Source organism: Glycomyces tarimensis (assembly GCF_054776215.1).
On the sequence record NZ_BAAHCB010000005.1, the window covers coordinates 398,067 to 415,761 of the forward strand.

Consider the following 17,695-nt stretch of genomic DNA (forward strand, 5'->3'; position numbering starts at 1 on the left):
CATACGATGAGCACTGGTGGAACTACAGTCCAGGACTTGGGCTGGCTGCTGGCGGGATTCGCCGAACGCGTGCCGGGAGTGGCGCACGCCGTGGCGGTCAGCGCCGACGGTCTGCTGCTGGCGTCCTCGCGGGACCTCCCGCGGGACCGGGCCGACCAGTTGTCGGCGGTGACGTCCGGACTGGTGAGCCTCACCCAAGGGGCCTCGCGCTGCTTCGAAGGCGGCGCGGTGCTCCAGACGGTCGTGGAGATGGATCACGGATTCCTGTTTTTGATGTCCATCAGCGACGGATCGTCGTTCGCCGTCCTGGCCTCGAAGAATTGCGACGTCGGCCAGGTCGGTTATGAGATGGCCCTGTTGGTGGACAGGGTCGGCCAGGCCCTGACTCCGTCGGCGCGAAGCTGACGAAGTCCGGACGGCCTGTGCGACCGACAGCAGTTTGTCGCATGGGACGCTGGCACGGTAGGCTCCACTCGATGTGGTTAGCAGCGCGAGTGGGACGAATTGAACAAACCCCTCCGTCGCCTCCCAAGGCGACGGGACCGCTGTCGCCCCAGGCGGCGGTTTACGGAAAAACTGACATGACTGTCGGGTCGGGATTGTGGGATCCCGGTGCGGCGGTTGGAGGTGGAAATGGTCCTCGGTGGTGATGAGCCGACAGGCTCACTCGTCAGGCCGTATGCGGTCACTCGCGGCCGCACGCGACCCCAATTGGAGATCGCCCTCGAAGCGCTGGTGGAGACCACCGCGCGCGGCCGCTCGGGGCAGTTCCTCGGCGGTCGCGAGCAGAAGGTGATCGTCGATCTCTGTGGCGGCAGATTGCAATCGCTGGCGGAAATCGCCGCCCGCATGGAAGTGCCCTTGGGCGTGGCTCGCGTGCTGGTCGCCGACATGGCGGCCGATGGCTTGTTGGCAGTGCATGAACCTACTGGATTCAGCGATGACGACGGCGCCGATGAATCCGTCGGAACCGAACTCCTCGAGCGCGTTCTCAGTGGACTCAGGAGGCTATAGACCCTAATGAACTCACCCGCAGACACCTCTCGTGTGACCTCTGCCAAGATCGTCATCGCCGGCGGCTTCGGCGTCGGCAAGACGACCTTGGTCGGATCGGTCTCCGAGATCACACCGTTGACGACCGAGGCGATCATGACGTCCGCCTCGGAGGGCGTCGACGACAACAACCTCGTGCCCGACAAGTCCACGACGACCGTGGCGATGGACTTCGGCCGGATCACCATCGACCAGGACCTGATCCTGTACCTGTTCGGCACGCCCGGCCAGACCAGGTTCTGGTTCATGTGGGACGAACTGGTGCGCGGCGCGATCGGCGCCATCGTCCTGGTCGACACCCGGCGGCTGGCCGACTGCTTCTCGGTCATCGACTTCTTCGAGCACCGCAAGCTCCCGTACCTGGTCGCGGTCAACTGCTTCGACGGCAAGCAGCTCCACGACCTGCAGGACATCCGCGACGCCCTGCAGGTGTCGCAGGACGTGCCGCTGATGTACACCGACGCGCGCAACCGGGAGTCCACCAAGCAGGTCCTCATCAAACTCGTCGAGTACGTGCTGTCGATGCGTCGTACTCGCACCGTCGGCGTCGGCTAGAGCCCACAGCGTCCGCGGCGCCGCCCGCGAGTCGTGAACTAGCCGAACCGAACGTCTAGGCTGACCCGAACTACCTGGACCAGCGAGCAGGCCCCGAGGCGAAGCCTCGGGGCCTGCTCCGTGCTCGTGGCTAGACGACCCTCGGAATCGAGCCGGTGTTGGTCAGCGCCTCGTTCAACAGCGGGCCGACCTGCATGGTGAACTGGCCGAGCTCGTAGCCGAGCTGCTCGCGGTCGCACTGGGACACCGCCAGCAGCGTCAGGCAGATCTGCGGGCCCACCGGGGCCGCCAGCAGGACGCCCTCGGCCATCTCGACGATGACCTGCTGAGTCGGGCCGTGGTTCATCGCCCGTCCGGCGCCCTCGCCCATCGACAGCAGGCCCGAACCGATGCCGGCCAGCTGGTCGGCGCGTTCCTTCGGGAGCCCGGCCGAGACCGCCAGCGGCAGTCCGTCCACGCTCACCAGTACGGCGTGCGAGAGCCCCGGGGTGCGCGCCACGAGCGAGCCCAGCAGCATGCTGAGCGAGCGCTCGTAGACGCCGAGGTTCGCGCTCATCGACTCGCCATCCTCTCAGCCTGACGGGCCGCCATCGTGCTGCGGCCGCCGCCGCGCGCCCGGCCCCATCCCTTGAAGTATCCGGAGGTGTTCTGCGCCAGCAGTTCGGCGTCGCGCTCGATCGGCTCGTTCGAGCGCGGCAGATCATCGGTGACCGAGCCGGGCACGAGGTTCGCCTGCGGCTTGCGGCGCGGGAGCCCGGCCGGGGTGGTGGCCTCCTCGGCCTCGGGCGCCTCGGTGACGTGGCGGGCGGTGCGCCAGCCGTCGTCGCCCGGCAGCGTCCACGTCTCCGGTTCGGGCTCTTCGGTCTCGGGGCGCTTGAACCAGGCGCTCCTGGCCTGCCCGAAGATCAGCAGCCCGTCGTCGTCGCCGGCCAGAGAGGCCAGGTCGTCGAAGGTCTCCTCCTTGGGCTGCCACGGGTGGCGGCGGCCCTCCTGGAGGTCGGGCTGCGGCAGCTCGGCCGGCTCGGCGCGCCGGCGCCGGAGGCTGCGGGTCGTCGAGTGCTCGCCTTCGAGGGAGTCGTCGGGCAGCACCTGGGTGGCCTCGAGGTCGGGCTGGACGATCGAGTGCAGCTGCGAAGCCGGGTCGAGCGCCCGCAGGCTCTCGCGGTCGGGGAGGTCGCCGGGGAGCCGCACCGTCTGGTGCGTCTCCACGGCACGCCTCCTGCGCCTGCTCTCGGTCGGTTCGGGCGCGGGGGGTGCCGCGGGTTCGGGACGGGGCCGCTTGGCCTGCAGCAGGCCGATGAGGCCCTCCAATGACCGGTCCCAGGCCGAGACGGCCTCGGCGGTGGCCGATACGGACGGCGCGACCGACGGGTCGTCGCCACCGCCGATCTCGCGGATCGCCTCGGTCAGCGCGCCGGCCATCGCCGCGACCTGGCCGGGATCGGCGACGGTCGCGAGGTCGGCGGCGAGATCCTCGGTCGAGATCGACTGGATCGCGCCCGGCTGCGGGAGCCGGGTGAGGATCGCGACGGCGCTGGCCTCGCTCGGGTCGTCCCAGGCCGCCAGCGCTGCGGGGAAGACCGCGCGCAGCAGGCAGGTGAGAGCTTCGGCGGCGTCGTGCCGGGCGCGGGACGCCGCCGAGACCGTGTCGAGGATGGGCCGCAGGGACGCGACCTCGGGGCGCGGAGCGAAGGGCTCGGTGCACTGGATCTCGCCGGTGGCCAGGCCGCGGGCGAGGGCGATGGCGTCGTCGAGGGCGTCCTTGGAGCGGGAGGCGGGGCTGGAGGCCCGGACCACGAGGTGCCCGGCGGCGGCGGCGAACTCGGGGAGCTGGCCCACCTCGCCGTCGACGGCGATGGAGAGGGGCATCGATCCGGGCGTCTGACGGGCGAGCAGACCGGTGAATCGGACCCAGCCGCGCGGATCGTCGGCGAAGGTGTCGGTGGCGAGCAGGCCGCCTCCGGCGACGACGAGCGCGACAGCACAGGTGACGTCGCCGTGTCCCGAAGGGGATCCGTCGGACCTGTGGTCCGTGGTGATGCCGCAGAAAACTTGCACCCGCAGAGCTCCTCTCGTAGGGCGCGCCCATCAAGACGCCGACCCTGTCGGCGTGGACTTTCGCCCGGCCCGTTTATAAGTCCGTTATCAGTTTTCCGCAGAATACTCCGATCCGCAAGCCAGAGGCGAGTGTGGGTCATCATCGTTATTGCGGGTATAGCACGCAAATCCGTCAATCGCCCGGGCCGTGAAATGGCGTTATTCCTTTCAGGAATAACGCAGCGCCGCCGGACCGATCACGGTGCGGCGGCGCCCGAGCCAGGGATGCTATTGGGCGCTGCCGCGCCACTCCACGGCGTCGCTGATCTTGCCGATCACGCCGCGCCAGGCGATCGCGGCCTGCTCGGCGCCGGTCTTGCGCAGCCGCCGCTTGGCGAACATGGCCCGCACGCCGCCATCCGTGATGACGCGGAACGCTTCGTCCATGTCGTCCAGCGGCGATCCGGGCGCGAGCGCGTCGATCACCGCCTGCTTCCTCAGCGCGTAACCGAGGTCCCGGCCGATCTCCGCGGCCTTGATGAGCAGTTCCGGTTCCCACGAATCGTGACCACCGCGCAGATTCGCGGTGACCAGGTCCAATTCATAAGTGTCGGCTTCGTCACACACAATGGCATCGGCGGTGACCCTTTTCTGGAGATCGGCGTATTCGTCGATCGCCGCAAGATCATTGTCGTCCGATTCCTTGACATAGCGCGCCAGTGACTCGCGGTCGCGAAAGAGCAACAGCTTGCCTTTGCGAGTGAGGAATACCGGGACTTCTTCGGGCTCGGCGTCGAGCACGTCGACCTCGTCCTCGTCGAGGAAGTCGGTCTCGTCCGGCGCCGGGTTGGCCTCGTCCTCAGGATTGTCGGCGATGTCGGGGCGGTCGGCGCTCCGGGCGTCCTCTTCGGCATCGGCACGCTCATTCGCCTCGGCCGGGCCGGGGAGCGTGTCCGACATGCGGTAGGCGCGCAGGGTGAACCCCGAATCCTTACCGAGGTGGATCTCCACCGGGTCGACATTGGTCTCGTCCCAGAGCTTGTCGGCCTCGGCGCTCCGAGTCCGTTCGTCGGATGCGGCAGCCATGTCGCGTTCCTCCCGTAGTCGTCAGCTGTGCATCAGCCTACGACCACAGGTCACATGACTCCCCAGTCGCCCCCTGTAGAGCGGCCGGAGAGACCGGCGAGGTGCCACTCGCCGGCCGGTGCCCGCCTCATCCGATGAGGCGGCGCAGGACGTGTTCGCGCGCCCGGTCGATCACGGTGTCGAAGTCGTCGCGGATCTCGGGGACGGTGCCGGTCAGGTAGCGCACCAGGAAACGCAGCGTGTGGCGGAGCCGGTCGCCGCCGATCTCGGCGATGAGGAGCCCTTCGCCGCGTAGCCCTCGGATCACGGCCTCGACCTCCAGGAAGTTGCCCGGCGGGCCGTGGTCGGACCAGTACCCCGGCTCGGCACCGCGCAGCTCGGCCATGAACCGCCCCAGGGCCGCACGCTCGCGCGTCACGGAAGGACCTGCATCGCCGAGCCGGTAGGCGAGGCAGACGGCCGCAGCGCCTTCGAGGTGCTCGAACTCGCTGCGGGCGTCGTACGGGCCGAAGCTGCGGCGCAGCCGCGCGTACCGCTCGTCATCCCCGAACGCGGTGGCGCCCAGCACCGCCCGGTGCAGTTCCTCGGGCGTCACAGGGCCTCCTCCGCGTCCGCCGTCGCATCGTCCCGCCAGGTGTGCAACTGCGACGAGGCGAAGACGCCGCGCACGATCTCCCTACCGAACTCGTCGGCGCGCGCGAAGAGTCCGTCCAGTTCCCGGTCGGTCCTGTCTGGGCCGACGATCAATGGGCAGACGGCCCAGATGGACGCGGCGTGCTCGGACTGCGGGATCTCCATGAGCAGTTCGGGCTCGTCGTAGCAGACCCGGATGAGCGCCTCGGTATTCAGCGGCGAGACACCGGGAGCGGTGTGGCGCACGCGTTCGATGAGGACATGCAAGGCTGCCCAGTCGAGGTCGTCGCCGAAATGGTCGGTGACGCAGGTGGTGAACAGCGCGAAGGCGAACACCTGGTGGGCCATGAGGTGATCGGGCCAGATCAACCGCTGGACGCGGGCGGTCTCGGCGGCGTCACCGCGGAAGACCCCGGTGGCGTGGGCGCGGAAGAGCGCGTGGCGCTCGTGGTAGTCCATGGACGCCATCGGTTCAGCCCTCGCAAGTGCGCTGGCAGTCGAACCAGACGCGGGCGGCGGCCCGTTTCAGGTTCGCGGTGTTGTCCCCGTCGAGCGTCCAGGCGCGGTGCGCCTCGTCGCAGACCCACAGCTCGGGTTCGCCGGTGACCAGGCCGGTCATGTAACCCAGCAGGGACAGACCGGTCTCGGCGCTCTTGAAGGCAACCCACAGGCGCGGGGCGTCGGCGAGCGTGCCGAAGGCGGCCGGGCGACCGGAGATCAAGGCGCGGCCCAGGATGGTCAGCTCGTTCGGGTCGATCGGCTCGGGCAAGAGTGCTGGGATCGGTAGGGCGGCGAGTGACCGCTGGTAGGCGGCGCGGATGTGGTGCGGTGCGTAGCGGGCGAGGCTCACAGGACACCACCGCCGCTCATCGCCGGTGCGGCCGAGGCGGTGGCCCGGTAGCGGTCGGGTGGGTCTGCCGGGAGCGGCATGACCAGGTATCGGGAGCCGTCCGGTCTGGTGTGGAGGCCGGGAGCGTGCGGATCGCGTACCGGCGGGCGGGGACACGGCGGCAACTGGTTGGGCCGGTCGTCGCGGTCGTCCGCCGCTCCGTCGCTTTCGGTGGCGGTGAAGTAGCCGGTGTAGGCCAGCCCGGAGGCGAGCGCGGCGAGGAAGAGATAGGCGAGGCCGAGCAGCAGGAGCAGCCGCTTGGCGACCGTCGATGGCTCGGATGCTTCGGGCGGTCCGGCCACCGGATACTCGACCACTTCGGGGTGCGAGAAGTCGACGCGCCAAGGCTGGAACGGCGGCGAAGGCGAGGGCTCGACCGGTTGCGGGTACGGGACTGGGCTCGGCTTGCGGACGGCGGCGGCTGTGCTGGTGCCAGACGAGAGTCCACCGGACGAGTGAGCATCGGACATGCGAGCAGACGCGCGGGCGCTGGTAGCCAGTGCCAGTTTCGGCGGGATTGTCCAGGCGTCCCACGGCGAGGCCGGACGCCGCGTGCCGGGAGCGAGATCGTCCCTCGCCCAGACGGGTGTACCGGAGACGGGTCGAATGGCGGGGGCGTTTTGCTCTGTCGCGCCCGCAGGTTTCTGGCGTAGGCTGACACCAACCATGGGAGGTTTCCTCTCAGGGTGTGAAGGTGGGCCGCCGAACAAGTTGGTAGCTAGTGGGGCGGCCCACCGGACCATATTCAGTTCTCATCTGGGATACGCGCACTGCGCGTGCGGACATCTTCGCACACAGGTAGTGCGAAACTGTCCAGCAAAACGCGCGCTGCCTCAAAATGATGAGTGTGGTTGGTGGCGGCCGGAACCCACCGATTCGCCGTAGTGCGATAGTGTGCTCCGCGTAACCCATTCCCGACCGAAGCGCAGTAGAACGGATCACGCCCCGTGGGCTCCATCGACGAAGTCATCTCAAGCATCCAGGCGAACAAGGAAGCCGCTGACCAGCTCGCCGCCCAGATCGAGGCGAGCAAGGCTCAGAACGATGAAGTCCTCAATATCGTTCAGTCAATGGGAGCCGAGGCGCTCGCCAGCGCGGTCGCAACCGTGAAGGAAACCTTGGAGCAGGCAGCGGTACAGAACGCCGCACTGTCGAACCAGTTAGAGCAAGCGGCAAGCGCCGCTGTAGCCGCCAAGCACACCTAGATCCCGCGCTTGTGAGTGGTTTCCCCGAACTGGTGAACCAGATCACCGCCACCATCGAGCGCGCGGCCGAGCTGTCTGGGCCGATCACGAAGGACCAGGCCGACACCGAGCAGATCGCCGCGTCATTGGGAGGCAGGGGCTTCGGGAAGCGAGCGAAGTCATTCAAGGATGTCAGCGAACGACTCGAAGACGCAGAGAGCATTCGTCAAGCGCTCGAAGGCACCTTGGTGAAGGCGCATTGGCAGCTGATGTCCGCGGTTCACGGCAAGATGGGGCCAGGCTCACGCGAACACGCCAGCTTCGTTCAACGCAACCCGGATGGATCCATAACGTGGCGCGGCAGGCGAGACGGTTTCAAGGTCGAGATCACCAGTGTGCCGCCTGAACTCGAGCATGAACCTACCGGCATGGAGCTGCTTGAAGACCGTGAGGAAGAGCCAGGAAAGCTAAACTCCTTCCGTGCTGCTACCCGTCACGCTGCCCGTGCGGTCAGCGATATCAAGGATGCTGGAAAGACGACTGCTCAGATGCACTGGAACGCCACCCACATCTCTGATGCCAAGCCAGTCCAGTTGGTGCCTGAGAACGGGCACCTTCCTCAGCCAGAGTCCTTCCTCGAAGTCCCGGGCCAGGGACTCAACGTCGGCGATGTCGTCGGGAATAGCCTTGTGTGGGCTGTCGGCGCGGCGGCTGTCGTCGTGAAACTTACAAAACCAAAGGAGGACAAGGATGGCCGTTAAGGGCAAACATCGTGAACAGGTCAAGGCGCTGGCGACCGGCAACACCCAGGCTGCGAGCTCCATGAATGAGGCGCTGCCCGCCGAGGAGCGAGCTGAGTTCAACCAGTTCGTCTCCGCCGTGTTCGCTGTGCTCATGGAACGCAGGTTCAAGGACAACCTCAGCAGAGACTCGCTCGCCGCCTTTGCCATCGAGTTGTGCCGCAACTACGAGAACACTGGAGTACAGCTGAAGGCGTTGACCGTTGAAGGCATTCTGAGGGGGAGCGCGGGGGAAACACACCTACTTGAAGGCATCGTAGCCGAGGACATCATCGGCACCCAAGTCCTCGCAGTCGCGAAGATCTCCGCTGAAGATCCATTGGTGAGGTCTGATATTGACCAGTTCCTCGATGACGCCGAGGAGCTGGTGGAACAGTGGGAACGGGAGGGCCGGTAAGTCCATTGGTTGGGGCGGCGGGTTTGCCTGTCGCCTTTGTAGTGAAGCCGCTACTGCTCCGGCAGAATGTCGAGCGGCGGCAGGGAATCTACGATCTTCATCGTCTCCAGACTCACCGTGACGACCCGCTTGAGCAGATCAACGATGTAGCGCGGATCTTCGGACCAGTCATTGGGATCGTTGACGATGCCACTATTGTCGTCCGACTTGACGTAGTATCGATCGGTGATCCATTCGACGGCTGATCGCCCGCCGAGCTCATACCGGTAAGCTTCGATAGGAATATCCGTCAGAGAGACATAGGCGTTGTAGATGATCGCAGACTTGTCCTGTTTGGTGACGAATCGCATCTTCTTCTCGACACGATACAGCTCGGCGAGAGGAGTATCGTCCGGAGCGTGGATCTTTTCGTTGATACCGGCATACGGTTGGACACTTTCATAGTTGAGGTGCAACTCAGCTAGCCGCCGACCGGCATCTGCAAACTCATGGAATCCCACCACTTTGGGGATGTGGGGCAGGGACTTCTTCAAGTCGGCTTCGAACTCGGATCTGTACTCGGGGGAGTGCAGGAGACCATATGCATAGTAGAAAATATCGTCCTTGACGATGGACGAGTCCTCGTAAGTCTGGCGGTAGTCTCGGAGCGCCGAATCAGTAACATTGTCGACGCGCTCGTAAGCATTGCCGAGCTCTCTCAAAAGCATGCCGTCGGCCGCAGTCTCGCGATAGGTGTACCTGGAGAAGTATGGCCCCATACTTCTGGTGCCCACGGCATGAAGATTCGGTATTTCGTCAAACATGAGAAGTGAGAATGGTTCGTTGGAGCCAGTGCCTGTAATATAGAATCCGAGGTTCCTCTGCTCAGTGGTAGGGAACATCTGCGGCAGCTGATATGTCATGTCGTTGAGCTTCGAGTCGAAGTAGACCCATTCCTTCGTGAAGGGGCGGTATGCCGATTCGAATATTCTGCTTGCTGAGAATTGATACTTCTCTTGCTTTGCGGCCCGAGTCTTATCCGCACGATTCCATTTGATCTTCTTCAGATCCATGTCGGCGAATCGTTCGACGTCTTTCGCGCTGGGTTTGGTGATGCCCTCTGACTTGAAGCGGGCTTGAAGCGAGTCGACTTGCTTATTGTAGAAGTCGATCATGGCCTTCATGTTAGCCCGAATTTTTGTAGGCGAAAAGTTATACACCCACGCATCTCGCGCCGTGTTTAGACCGCTCGAATACGCTGCGAATATGACTCGGTCTTTGAGTGCGTTATTCTTAGACCCTAGGGGTCGAAATGTGGAAAACCGGTCGTCTCGATGGTTAATCCAGTCGCCTTCGGCGCTGGGTGTGATCAGACGCCATTCGATAGTATCCAGGTCTCGACGGGAGAGCTCGTCGAGTTTTTGACTCACTGTGAGATAGCTTCCGATGTCGCGATAGTGGAGTTTAGATTCGCCCGTACTGCGCGGTGCCTTGCCGCCTTTCACAAGCAGGAGGATCGCTACGCCTGTTCGACTTCCTCCCTCAAATACCTTTCCTCCTTCGCGTCGGGAAAGTTCGCCCGACGACCTCTGGTTACCCCGCAAGTCATAGCAGTAGATGGCATCAAATTCCTCCATCAGGGACTTTCGAAGGCCATCTGTACTAATTCCGTCAATATATCCGTTGTTGCTGACGAAACACACTATGCCCTCGTCCTTAATTCGATCAGACGCCCAACGAATTGCTCGGATGTAGGAGTCGTAAAGCTTTGTCTTGTTTCCGGGACCAGCGTTGGCAATATATGTCCTTGCAAGGCGCCTGTCTAGATGCTCATATTTTTGATTTTGGTTCGCCTCGTTTACGTTGCCCTGCCCCACCGAGTACGGCGGGTTCCCGATCACGACCCGGATATCAGTGGCCTGCTGCTTCTTCGCGCGCTCGGAGTTTCCCTCCAGCACACCGAACAGCTCCTCGGCCTCACCCTCATACAGCTGGAAGGTGTCGGTCAGGACGATGCCCTCGAACGGCAGGTACTCGCCTTCGCCGCCACGCTGGTCATGGAACGCGGCCTCGATGTTCACCGCCGCGATGTAGTACGCCAGCAGCACGATCTCGTTCGCGTGCAGCTCGCTCGTGTACTTCCGCAGCAGGTCCTCCGGCTTGATCAGGCCCGATTGCAGTAGCCGCACCATAAACGTGCCGGTACCTGTAAACGGGTCGATGATGTGGACGCCCTCGTCGGTCAGCGAAGCGCCCAAGTACTTCCGTAGCGCCTGGTCGGTCGCCCGCAGAATGAAGTCCACCACCGGCACCGGCGTGTAGACGATCCCGAGCTTGTCGGCGGTCTTCGGCAGCGCCGTCTTGAAGAACCGCTCGTACAGCTCCGTGATGATCTTCTGGCGGCCCTCGTGGTTGTCGATCCCCTCGGCCCGCACCCGAACCTGCTTGTAGAACCGCTCCAGCGTCTCGAGCTCGGATTCGAGCGCCTGGTCGTCAAGCTCGCCGAGCATCCGCTCCATCGCCACCGACACCGGGTTGTGCGCGGCGAACGCGTAGTCGGCGAACAGCGCGTCGAACACCGGCCTGGTGATGAGGTGCTGCGCGAGCATGTCGATCGCGTCGTCCTCGCTCACGCCCGGATTCAAGTTGGAGCGCAGTTGGGTGACGAACTCCGCGAACGCGTCGCGCTTCTCCGGCAGGCCGATCGCAACACGGATGCGGGCGACGTGACGGCTCGCGATATCGGCGATATCGCTGGCCCAATCCTCCCAATAGGTCCGTTCGCCGACTTTCTGCACGATGCGAGCATAGATGGCGTCCTGCCACGGCAGTTGCTCCAGTCCCGCGAGGGTGTCCTGCACCGCCTTCGTCTCGTCCCGCTTGCCCTCACCGCTCTCGCCGAAGTTCTCGCCGTCGTTGTCGCCGCCGATGTGGCCGGCCATGAGGTTCCGCGGCTTCTTCTTGTTCAGCTCGATTTTGTTGATCATGGCGTTGAAGCGCTCGTCGTGCGCCCGCAGCGCGTTCAAGACCTGCCAGACGACCTTGAAGCGCTTGTTGTCCGCCAACGCGTGCTCCGGCGAGACGCCGGCCGGGACGGCCACCGGCAGGATGATGTACCCGTACTGCTTGCCCTCGGCCTTGCGCATGACCCGCCCGACCGACTGGACCACGTCCACGACCGAGTTGCGCGGGTGCAGGAACAGCACCGCGTCCAGGTCCGGCACGTCCACACCTTCGGACAGACACCGGGCGTTGGACAGGATCCGCGCCTGCCGCTCGCCGGGGTCGGCCTTGAGCCAGTCGAGTTCGGCGTTGCGCTTGAGCGCGTTCATGGTGCCGTCGACGTGCCGGATCTCGCAGCGCAGCCGGTCCGGGTTGTCGGCGTCGGCGCCCGCGACGACCTTGGCGAAGGTCTCGGTCAGTTTCTCCGAGGCGGCGATGTTCTGCGCGAACGCGACGGCCCGCCGCATCGGCGGCTCGCCCGGTTTGAACCCGACGACCTCGCCCGATTCGTCTAGGACCGAGCCCGTGCGCTTGGCCATGCCGTTCCAGCAACCGATGATCTTCGCGGCGTCGGCCAGGTTCAGCTCCATGTTCTCGTCGGCGAGCTGCTGCTGGATCGCCGCCGCCGCGTAGCCCTCGTCGATGGTGAGGATCAGGACCTTGTAGTCCGTCAGCAGACCGGCCTCTACGGCCGCGCCGAAGCCGAGCCGGTGGAATTCGGGGCCGAACAGTGACTCGTCGTCCATGGAGCACAGTTCGGCGGCGGCGCTCTTCGCGTCGGCCTTGGTCGACTCGGTGAAGATCTTCGGCGTCGCGGTCATGTAGAGCCGCCGGTCGGCCGATATGTAGCCGTCGTCGTGGACGCGCACGAAGTTCGACTCGTCTTCGCCGACGAGCGTGACGCCCGTGGTGCGGTGGGCCTCGTCGCACAGCACCAGGTCGAACGTGCCGAGCCCTTCGGCCTGGGCGGCGGCGACGGTCGGCAGGGACTGGTACGTGGAGAACACGACCGTCAACCCCGCCTCCTCGGCGACGCGCCGGAACTGTGCGATGAGCTTCTCGGGGCTGGTGGTGGCAGGGAACGCCAGTTCGTAGGGGGCCGTGTCGCCGTAGTCGGCGGCGGCGGCGCGCTTGGAGACCTTCGCGTCCGAGCAGACCGCCAAGGCTCGCATGTTCGTCTCGGTCTCGGCGGTCCACTCTCTGAGCGTCTGGGACATGAGCGCGATCGAGGGGACCAGGAACAGGACGTGCGTGCGGTCGCTCTCGCCGGATTCGGCCCGCTCGGCGGCGAGTCGTTCGGCGATCTTCAGCGACGTGAAGGTCTTGCCGGTGCCGCAGGCCATGATGAGCTTGCCGCGCTCGTGCTCCTCGAAGCCGTCGAAGACCGCGTCGACGGCCGCCTCCTGGTGCGGACGCAGCGACTTCTTGGCGTGCATGTAGGCCGGATCGAGGGCCATGCCCCGCTGCCACACGGCGTCGGCGGCGACCTTGTCCCAGTCGATCGGGCTGGACTCCAGCGCGGCCATGCCGATGAGCGTGACGGGGATCTGCTGGTCTTCGAGCGCGGACTGGGCGTGCGTGCCCCACTTCTCGGTGGTGGAGATGATCATGCGCCGGGTGATGCCCGCGCGCCCCGAAGCGGTGAAGAACGAGTCGATGTCGGCCTTGGCGACCGTGTGCTGCGGCTCGTAGAACTTGCACTGGATCGCGCAGTAGCCGCCGGTCTCGATGTCGCGGGCGACCAGGTCGATGCCGGTGTCGGTGGCGTTCTCGGCCGCCAGCGGCGAGTCGGCCCACATCCAGACCTCGGAGAACTGCTCGGTCCACTGCGGATCTGATTTGAGGTAGGTGACCATGAGCCGTTCGAAGCGCGTACCGCGTTCGCGGTTCGTCGCCGACGTGGTGCGGATGTGCTGGAGGATATCGAGGACTGTTCCGGCCACTGCACTGCTTTCCGTAAGGGGCTGGCGGTGCCGAGCCTCGCCCACCGTCCGGGCCGCACCACCGTTACCCGAGAAAGCCTAACCCATCGCAGCCTCGCGCCCCCGCACAGTGAGCCTCCCTCAGTACCCGCCCCCGGCGACCGCGGCCATCCCCGCGGGGTGCCACACGGTCTTGTACTGGACCCACTGGCGCACCAGGTCGATCGACGAGCCGGCCTGACCCGGCCTGCGCACGATCTTGAGCGTCTCGGACGCCAGCGCCTCCAGCTCGGCGGCCAGCGCGGCGTCGGCGACGCCGCCCAGGTCGAGACCGTTGACGTCGGCGTGGCCCGCCAGGTGCGGCATGATCTCGGCGACCTTGCCGCTCAGCAGGTTCACCACGCCGCCGGGCAGGTCGGAGGTCGCCAGGACCTCGGCGAAGCTCATCGCGGGCAGCGGCCGATCCTCGCTGGCGACGACCACGGCCGCGTTGCCGGTGGCGATCACCGGCGCGACGGCGTTGACGAGGCCCAGCAGCGGGTCGTCCTGCGGCGCGGCGACGACGACGACGCCGAGCGGCTCGGGCTTGGTGTGGTTGAAGAACGGCCCGGCCACGGGGTTCGCGCCGCCGAGGACCGAGGCGAACTTGTCGGTCCAGCCCGCGTAGTGCACGAGCCGGTCGATCGCCGCCTCGACGCTGCCGAGCGCCTGGCGCGGATCGGCGCCGGTGGAGTCGGCGAGCTCCTCGGCGAACTGGCCCGCCCGACCCTCGAGCATCTCGGCGGCCCGGTAGAGGATCTGCCCGCGCAGATAGGCGGTCTGACCCGCCCACGGGCCCTGGGCCTTGCGGGCGGCGGCGACGGCGTCGCGGGCGTCCTTGCGGGAGGCGAGCGCGGCGTTCGCGAGCTCGGTGCCGTCCGGACCGGTCACTGGGTAGCTCCTTCCGGATTCCGAACGGGGGAACTTCCCGCCCACGTACAGCTTGTAGGTCTTCTTGACGCGCAGGCGATCAGACATCGAGGTAGGCCTCCAGCCCCTGGCGGCCGCCCTCGCGGCCGTAACCGGACTCCTTCACGCCGCCGAACGGGCTGGCGGCGTCGAACTGGTTGAACGTGTTGGCCCACACCACGCCCGCGCGCAGGCGCTCGGCGGTCCACAGGATCTTCGAGCCCTGCTCGGTCCACACCCCGGCCGACAGGCCGTACGGGGTGTTGTTGGCCTTGGCGATCGCCTCGTCGGGCGTGCGGAAGGTGAGCACCGACAGCACCGGGCCGAAGATCTCCTCGCGGGCGATGCGCATGGACTGCTGGACGCCGGTGAACACGGTCGGGCGGAACCAGAAGCCGCGTTCGGGCAGCTCGCAGGCGGGCTGCCAGGCTTCGGCGCCCTCGTCGGCGCCGGCCTCGGTGAGCGCTTCGATGCGTTCGAGCTGCTCGGCGGAGTTGACTGCCCCGACGTCGGTGTTCTTGTCGAGCGGGTCGCCCACGCGCAGCGTCGACACCCGCTCCTTGAGCCGTTCCAGGACGTCGCCTGCGATCGACTCCTGCACCAGCAGCCGCGAGCCGGCGCAGCACACGTGCCCCTGGTTGAAGAAGATGCCGTTGACGATGCCCTCGACGGCCTGGTCGATCGGCGCGTCGTCGTAGACGATGTTGGCGGCCTTGCCGCCCAGCTCCAGCGTGAGCTTCTTCCCCGAGCCGGCGAGAGCCTTCGCGATGGCGCGGCCGACGGCCGTCGAGCCGGTGAAGGCGATCTTGTCGACCGCGCTGTCGACCAGGGCCGAGCCGGTGGCCCCCGCGCCGGGCAGGATGTTCACCACGCCCGGCGGCAGCTCCGCCTCCTGGCACAGTTCGGCGAACATGAGCGCGGTCAGCGGCGTCGTCTCGGCGGGCTTGAGCACCGCCGTGTTGCCGCACGCGAGCGCGGGCGCGATCTTCCAGGCCAGCATGAGCAGCGGGAAGTTCCACGGGATGACCTGGCCGACCACGCCCAGGGAGCGCGGGTTCGGTCCGAGCCCGGCGTAGTCGAGCTTGTCGGCCCACCCGGCGTGGTAGAAGAAGTGCTGCGCCGCGGTCGGGACGTCGAAGTCGCGGGTCTCCTTGATCGGCTTGCCGTTGTCGATCGACTCGGCGACGGCGAACTCACGGGCGCGCTCCTGGAGGAGGCGGGCGATGCGGAACAGGTACTTGCCCCGCTCGGCGCCGCTCATCGGGCCCCACACGGTCTCGTGGGCCCTTCGCGCGGCGGCGACGGCCGCCTCGACGTCGGACCGGCCGGCTTCGGCGACCGTGAACAGCACTTCCTCGTTGGACGGGTTGACGGACTTGAACGTGGACCCGGCCTCGGCGTCGACGAACTTGCCGTCGATGAACAGCCCGTAGTGCTCCCGGATGTGGGGGCGGACCGACTCTGGTGCTGGCGCGTACTCGAACATGGCTAGTCCACCGTCACGTAGTTGGGGCCTGAGTAGTGGCCGGTCTTGAGCTTCTGGCGCTGCATCAACAGGTCGTTGAGCAGGCTGGAGGCGCCGAAGCGGAACCAGTGGGGCGAGAGCCAGTCGTCGCCGAGGACCTCGTTGACGCACACCAGGTACTTGATGCCGTCCTTGGTGGTGCGGATGCCGCCGGCCGGCTTGACGCCGACCTGGGTCCCGGTGGCGGCGCGGAAGTCGCGCACGGCCTGCATCATGAGCAGCGTGACCGGCAAAGTGGCGCCCGCGCCGACCTTGCCGGTGGAGGTCTTGATGAAGTCGGCGCCCGCGTGCATCGCCAGGAACGAGGCGCGCCGGACGTTGTCATAGGTGATCAGCTCGCCGGTCTCCAGGATGACCTTCAGCCGCGCCTCGGCGCAGGCGGCCTTGACGGCCTTGATCTCGCCGAAGACCCGCTCGAGGTCGCCGGAGAGGAACGCGCTGCGGTTGATGACCATGTCGATCTCGTCGGCGCCGGCCCGCACCGCGCTCTCGGTGTCGGCGAGCCTGACGTCGAGCGGCACCTGCCCGGCCGGGAAGCCGGTGGCCACCGAGGCGACCTTGACGCCGGAGCCCCCCAGGGCCTCGACGGCGATCGGCGCCATCGAGGGGTAGACGCACACCGCCGCGACCGGAGGCGCGTCGCCGTCGGGCCGGACGGCTTTGGCGCACAGCGCCTTGGCCTTCCCCGGGGTGTCGGCGCCCTCGAGCGTGGTGAGGTCGATCATGCCGATGGCCAGGTCGATCGCCTGCGCCTTCGACTCCTTCTTGATCGAACGGGTGCTCAGCCCCGCCGCGCGCGCTTCGAGGCCGACCGCGTCCACGCCCGGAAGGGAGCGGACGAGGGAGACGGCTTCGGCGCCGCTCAACATTGATCCCATGATCCGATGGTATCCGTATCCGTGAGGCGTGCCGCCGGCGTGTGGCGACCAGCTCACATTAGCGCGGCGAGCTGGACGTTAAGGTTGGGAATCGTGGATGTACAGATCGTCGAACACCCGCTCGCCGCCGCGAGGCTGACCGCCATGCGCGACGAGCGGTCCGACTCCCCGCGGTTCAGAGCCGCACTGCACGAGCTCACCAGCATGCTCGTCTACGAGGCCACCCGCGAGGTGGCCGTCGACGAGTACGAGATCCGGACGCCGGTGGCTCCCGCGAACGGCTACCGGCTCGCGAATCCGCCGGTGCTCGTGCCGGTGCTGCGCGCCGGGCTCGGCATGGCCGACTCGGCGCTGGCGATGATCCCGGACGCGTCGATGGGCTTCGTCGGTCTGGCCCGCGACGAGGAGACGCACGAGCCGTACGCCTACATGGAGTCGCTGCCCGACGATCTGTCCGGCCGGCACGTCATCGTGCTCGACCCGATGGTGGCCACGGGCGGTTCGCTGCTGCGCTGCTGCGAGATGATCGCGTCGAGGGGCTGCGTCGACATCTCGCTGGTGTGCGTGCTGGCCGCGCCGGACGGGATCGAGAAACTTCGCGCGAGCGGCCTCAAGATGCGCATGACCACGGCCGCGGTGGACCCGCAGTTGAACGAGCGGGCTTACATCGTGCCGGGTCTGGGCGACGCCGGGGACCGCCAGTTCGGCGCCTACCGCCGCTTCTGAGCAGCAGGTGACAGTGGGGCCGCAAGCACGAAATGCGCCCGGCCCTGCTGTCGGTCGCCGTGCTATCCCTTAGGTCTTCG

At 66.5% G+C, this 17,695-nt stretch carries 18 protein-coding genes; 7 read left to right on the top strand and 11 right to left on the bottom strand.

The window, feature by feature from the left end:
- Positions 1-6: 6 nt before the first annotated feature.
- The 3 genes from ACYVK3_RS07395 to ACYVK3_RS07405 all read left to right on the top strand — a co-directional run bounded on the left by ACYVK3_RS07395 (position 7) and on the right by ACYVK3_RS07405 (position 1,608).
- A complete protein-coding gene (locus ACYVK3_RS07395; RefSeq protein ID WP_199043577.1) occupies positions 7-405 on the top strand; it encodes a roadblock/LC7 domain-containing protein in 399 nt (132 codons plus the stop codon).
- A 228-nt stretch (positions 406-633) separates the two neighbouring features.
- Complete coding sequence (locus ACYVK3_RS07400) at positions 634-1,014, top strand: DUF742 domain-containing protein (RefSeq protein ID WP_460496641.1); 381 nt, start codon at positions 634-636, stop codon at positions 1,012-1,014.
- Positions 1,015-1,020: 6 nt separating this feature from the next.
- A complete protein-coding gene (locus ACYVK3_RS07405; protein WP_241378919.1) occupies positions 1,021-1,608 on the top strand; it encodes a GTP-binding protein in 588 nt (195 codons plus the stop codon).
- Between the two features lie 130 nt (positions 1,609-1,738).
- Here ACYVK3_RS07405 and ACYVK3_RS07410 read toward each other — a convergent pair whose 3' ends face one another.
- From ACYVK3_RS07410 to ACYVK3_RS07440, 7 genes are all read right to left on the bottom strand, one after another.
- On the bottom strand, positions 1,739-2,164 hold the full coding sequence (locus tag ACYVK3_RS07410; protein WP_460496642.1) for a roadblock/LC7 domain-containing protein: 426 nt from the start codon (positions 2,162-2,164) through the stop codon (positions 1,739-1,741).
- The gene (locus ACYVK3_RS07415) at positions 2,161-3,666 is read right to left on the bottom strand and encodes a hypothetical protein (RefSeq protein ID WP_460496643.1); all 1,506 of its coding nucleotides are present in this window, start codon (positions 3,664-3,666) and stop codon (positions 2,161-2,163) included. Before ACYVK3_RS07415 ends, ACYVK3_RS07410 begins: the two co-directional genes overlap by 4 nt.
- A gap of 267 nt (positions 3,667-3,933) precedes the next feature.
- Complete coding sequence (locus ACYVK3_RS07420; RefSeq protein ID WP_460496644.1) at positions 3,934-4,731, bottom strand: DNA primase; 798 nt, start codon at positions 4,729-4,731, stop codon at positions 3,934-3,936.
- Positions 4,732-4,858: 127 nt separating this feature from the next.
- Positions 4,859-5,326, bottom strand: coding sequence for a hypothetical protein (locus tag ACYVK3_RS07425; protein ID WP_460496645.1), 468 nt, complete (start codon positions 5,324-5,326; stop codon positions 4,859-4,861).
- Positions 5,323-5,832 (bottom strand): hypothetical protein, encoded by a 510-nt coding sequence (locus ACYVK3_RS07430; protein WP_460496646.1) that lies wholly within the window; start codon positions 5,830-5,832, stop codon positions 5,323-5,325. Before ACYVK3_RS07430 ends, ACYVK3_RS07425 begins: the two co-directional genes overlap by 4 nt.
- A gap of 4 nt (positions 5,833-5,836) precedes the next feature.
- Positions 5,837-6,214, bottom strand: a complete 378-nt coding sequence (locus tag ACYVK3_RS07435; RefSeq protein WP_460496648.1) for a hypothetical protein — start codon at positions 6,212-6,214, stop codon at positions 5,837-5,839.
- Positions 6,211-6,723 carry a hypothetical protein gene (locus ACYVK3_RS07440; protein ID WP_460496649.1) on the bottom strand — a complete coding sequence of 171 codons (513 nt, stop codon included), beginning with the start codon at positions 6,721-6,723 and terminating at the stop codon, positions 6,211-6,213. The genes ACYVK3_RS07435 and ACYVK3_RS07440 overlap by 4 nt, the downstream gene beginning before the upstream one ends.
- 477 nt (positions 6,724-7,200) lie before the next feature.
- Here ACYVK3_RS07440 and ACYVK3_RS07445 point away from each other — a divergent pair, with 477 nt between their 5' ends.
- Genes ACYVK3_RS07445 through ACYVK3_RS07455 form a run of 3 tightly spaced genes read left to right on the top strand, consistent with a single transcriptional unit; the run spans position 7,201 to position 8,634 of the window.
- Positions 7,201-7,458, top strand: a complete 258-nt coding sequence (locus ACYVK3_RS07445) for a hypothetical protein (RefSeq protein ID WP_460496650.1) — start codon at positions 7,201-7,203, stop codon at positions 7,456-7,458.
- Between the two features lie 32 nt (positions 7,459-7,490).
- Positions 7,491-8,198 (top strand): hypothetical protein, encoded by a 708-nt coding sequence (locus tag ACYVK3_RS07450; protein ID WP_460496651.1) that lies wholly within the window; start codon positions 7,491-7,493, stop codon positions 8,196-8,198.
- A complete protein-coding gene (locus tag ACYVK3_RS07455) occupies positions 8,188-8,634 on the top strand; it encodes a hypothetical protein (protein WP_460496652.1) in 447 nt (148 codons plus the stop codon). The genes ACYVK3_RS07450 and ACYVK3_RS07455 overlap by 11 nt, the downstream gene beginning before the upstream one ends.
- Positions 8,635-8,684: 50 nt before the next feature.
- Here ACYVK3_RS07455 and ACYVK3_RS07460 read toward each other — a convergent pair whose 3' ends face one another.
- The 4 genes from ACYVK3_RS07460 to deoC form a co-directional block, all read right to left on the bottom strand.
- Positions 8,685-13,559: a DEAD/DEAH box helicase gene (locus ACYVK3_RS07460; RefSeq protein WP_460496653.1), complete on the bottom strand. Its 4,875-nt coding sequence runs from the start codon at positions 13,557-13,559 to the stop codon at positions 8,685-8,687.
- Positions 13,560-13,679: 120 nt separating this feature from the next.
- A complete protein-coding gene (locus ACYVK3_RS07465; RefSeq protein WP_460496654.1) occupies positions 13,680-14,555 on the bottom strand; it encodes an aldehyde dehydrogenase family protein in 876 nt (291 codons plus the stop codon).
- Entirely contained in the window at positions 14,548-15,972 is a 1,425-nt protein-coding gene (locus ACYVK3_RS07470; protein WP_460496655.1) for an aldehyde dehydrogenase family protein, read from the bottom strand. The genes ACYVK3_RS07465 and ACYVK3_RS07470 overlap by 8 nt, the downstream gene beginning before the upstream one ends.
- Positions 15,973-15,974: 2 nt before the next feature.
- The gene (deoC, locus tag ACYVK3_RS07475) at positions 15,975-16,889 is read right to left on the bottom strand and encodes a deoxyribose-phosphate aldolase (RefSeq protein ID WP_460496656.1); all 915 of its coding nucleotides are present in this window, start codon (positions 16,887-16,889) and stop codon (positions 15,975-15,977) included.
- Between the two features lie 93 nt (positions 16,890-16,982).
- Between deoC and upp the strand changes: the two genes are divergently transcribed.
- Complete coding sequence (gene upp, locus ACYVK3_RS07480; RefSeq protein WP_460496657.1) at positions 16,983-17,615, top strand: uracil phosphoribosyltransferase; 633 nt, start codon at positions 16,983-16,985, stop codon at positions 17,613-17,615.
- The last annotated feature ends 80 nt before the right edge of the window (positions 17,616-17,695 follow it).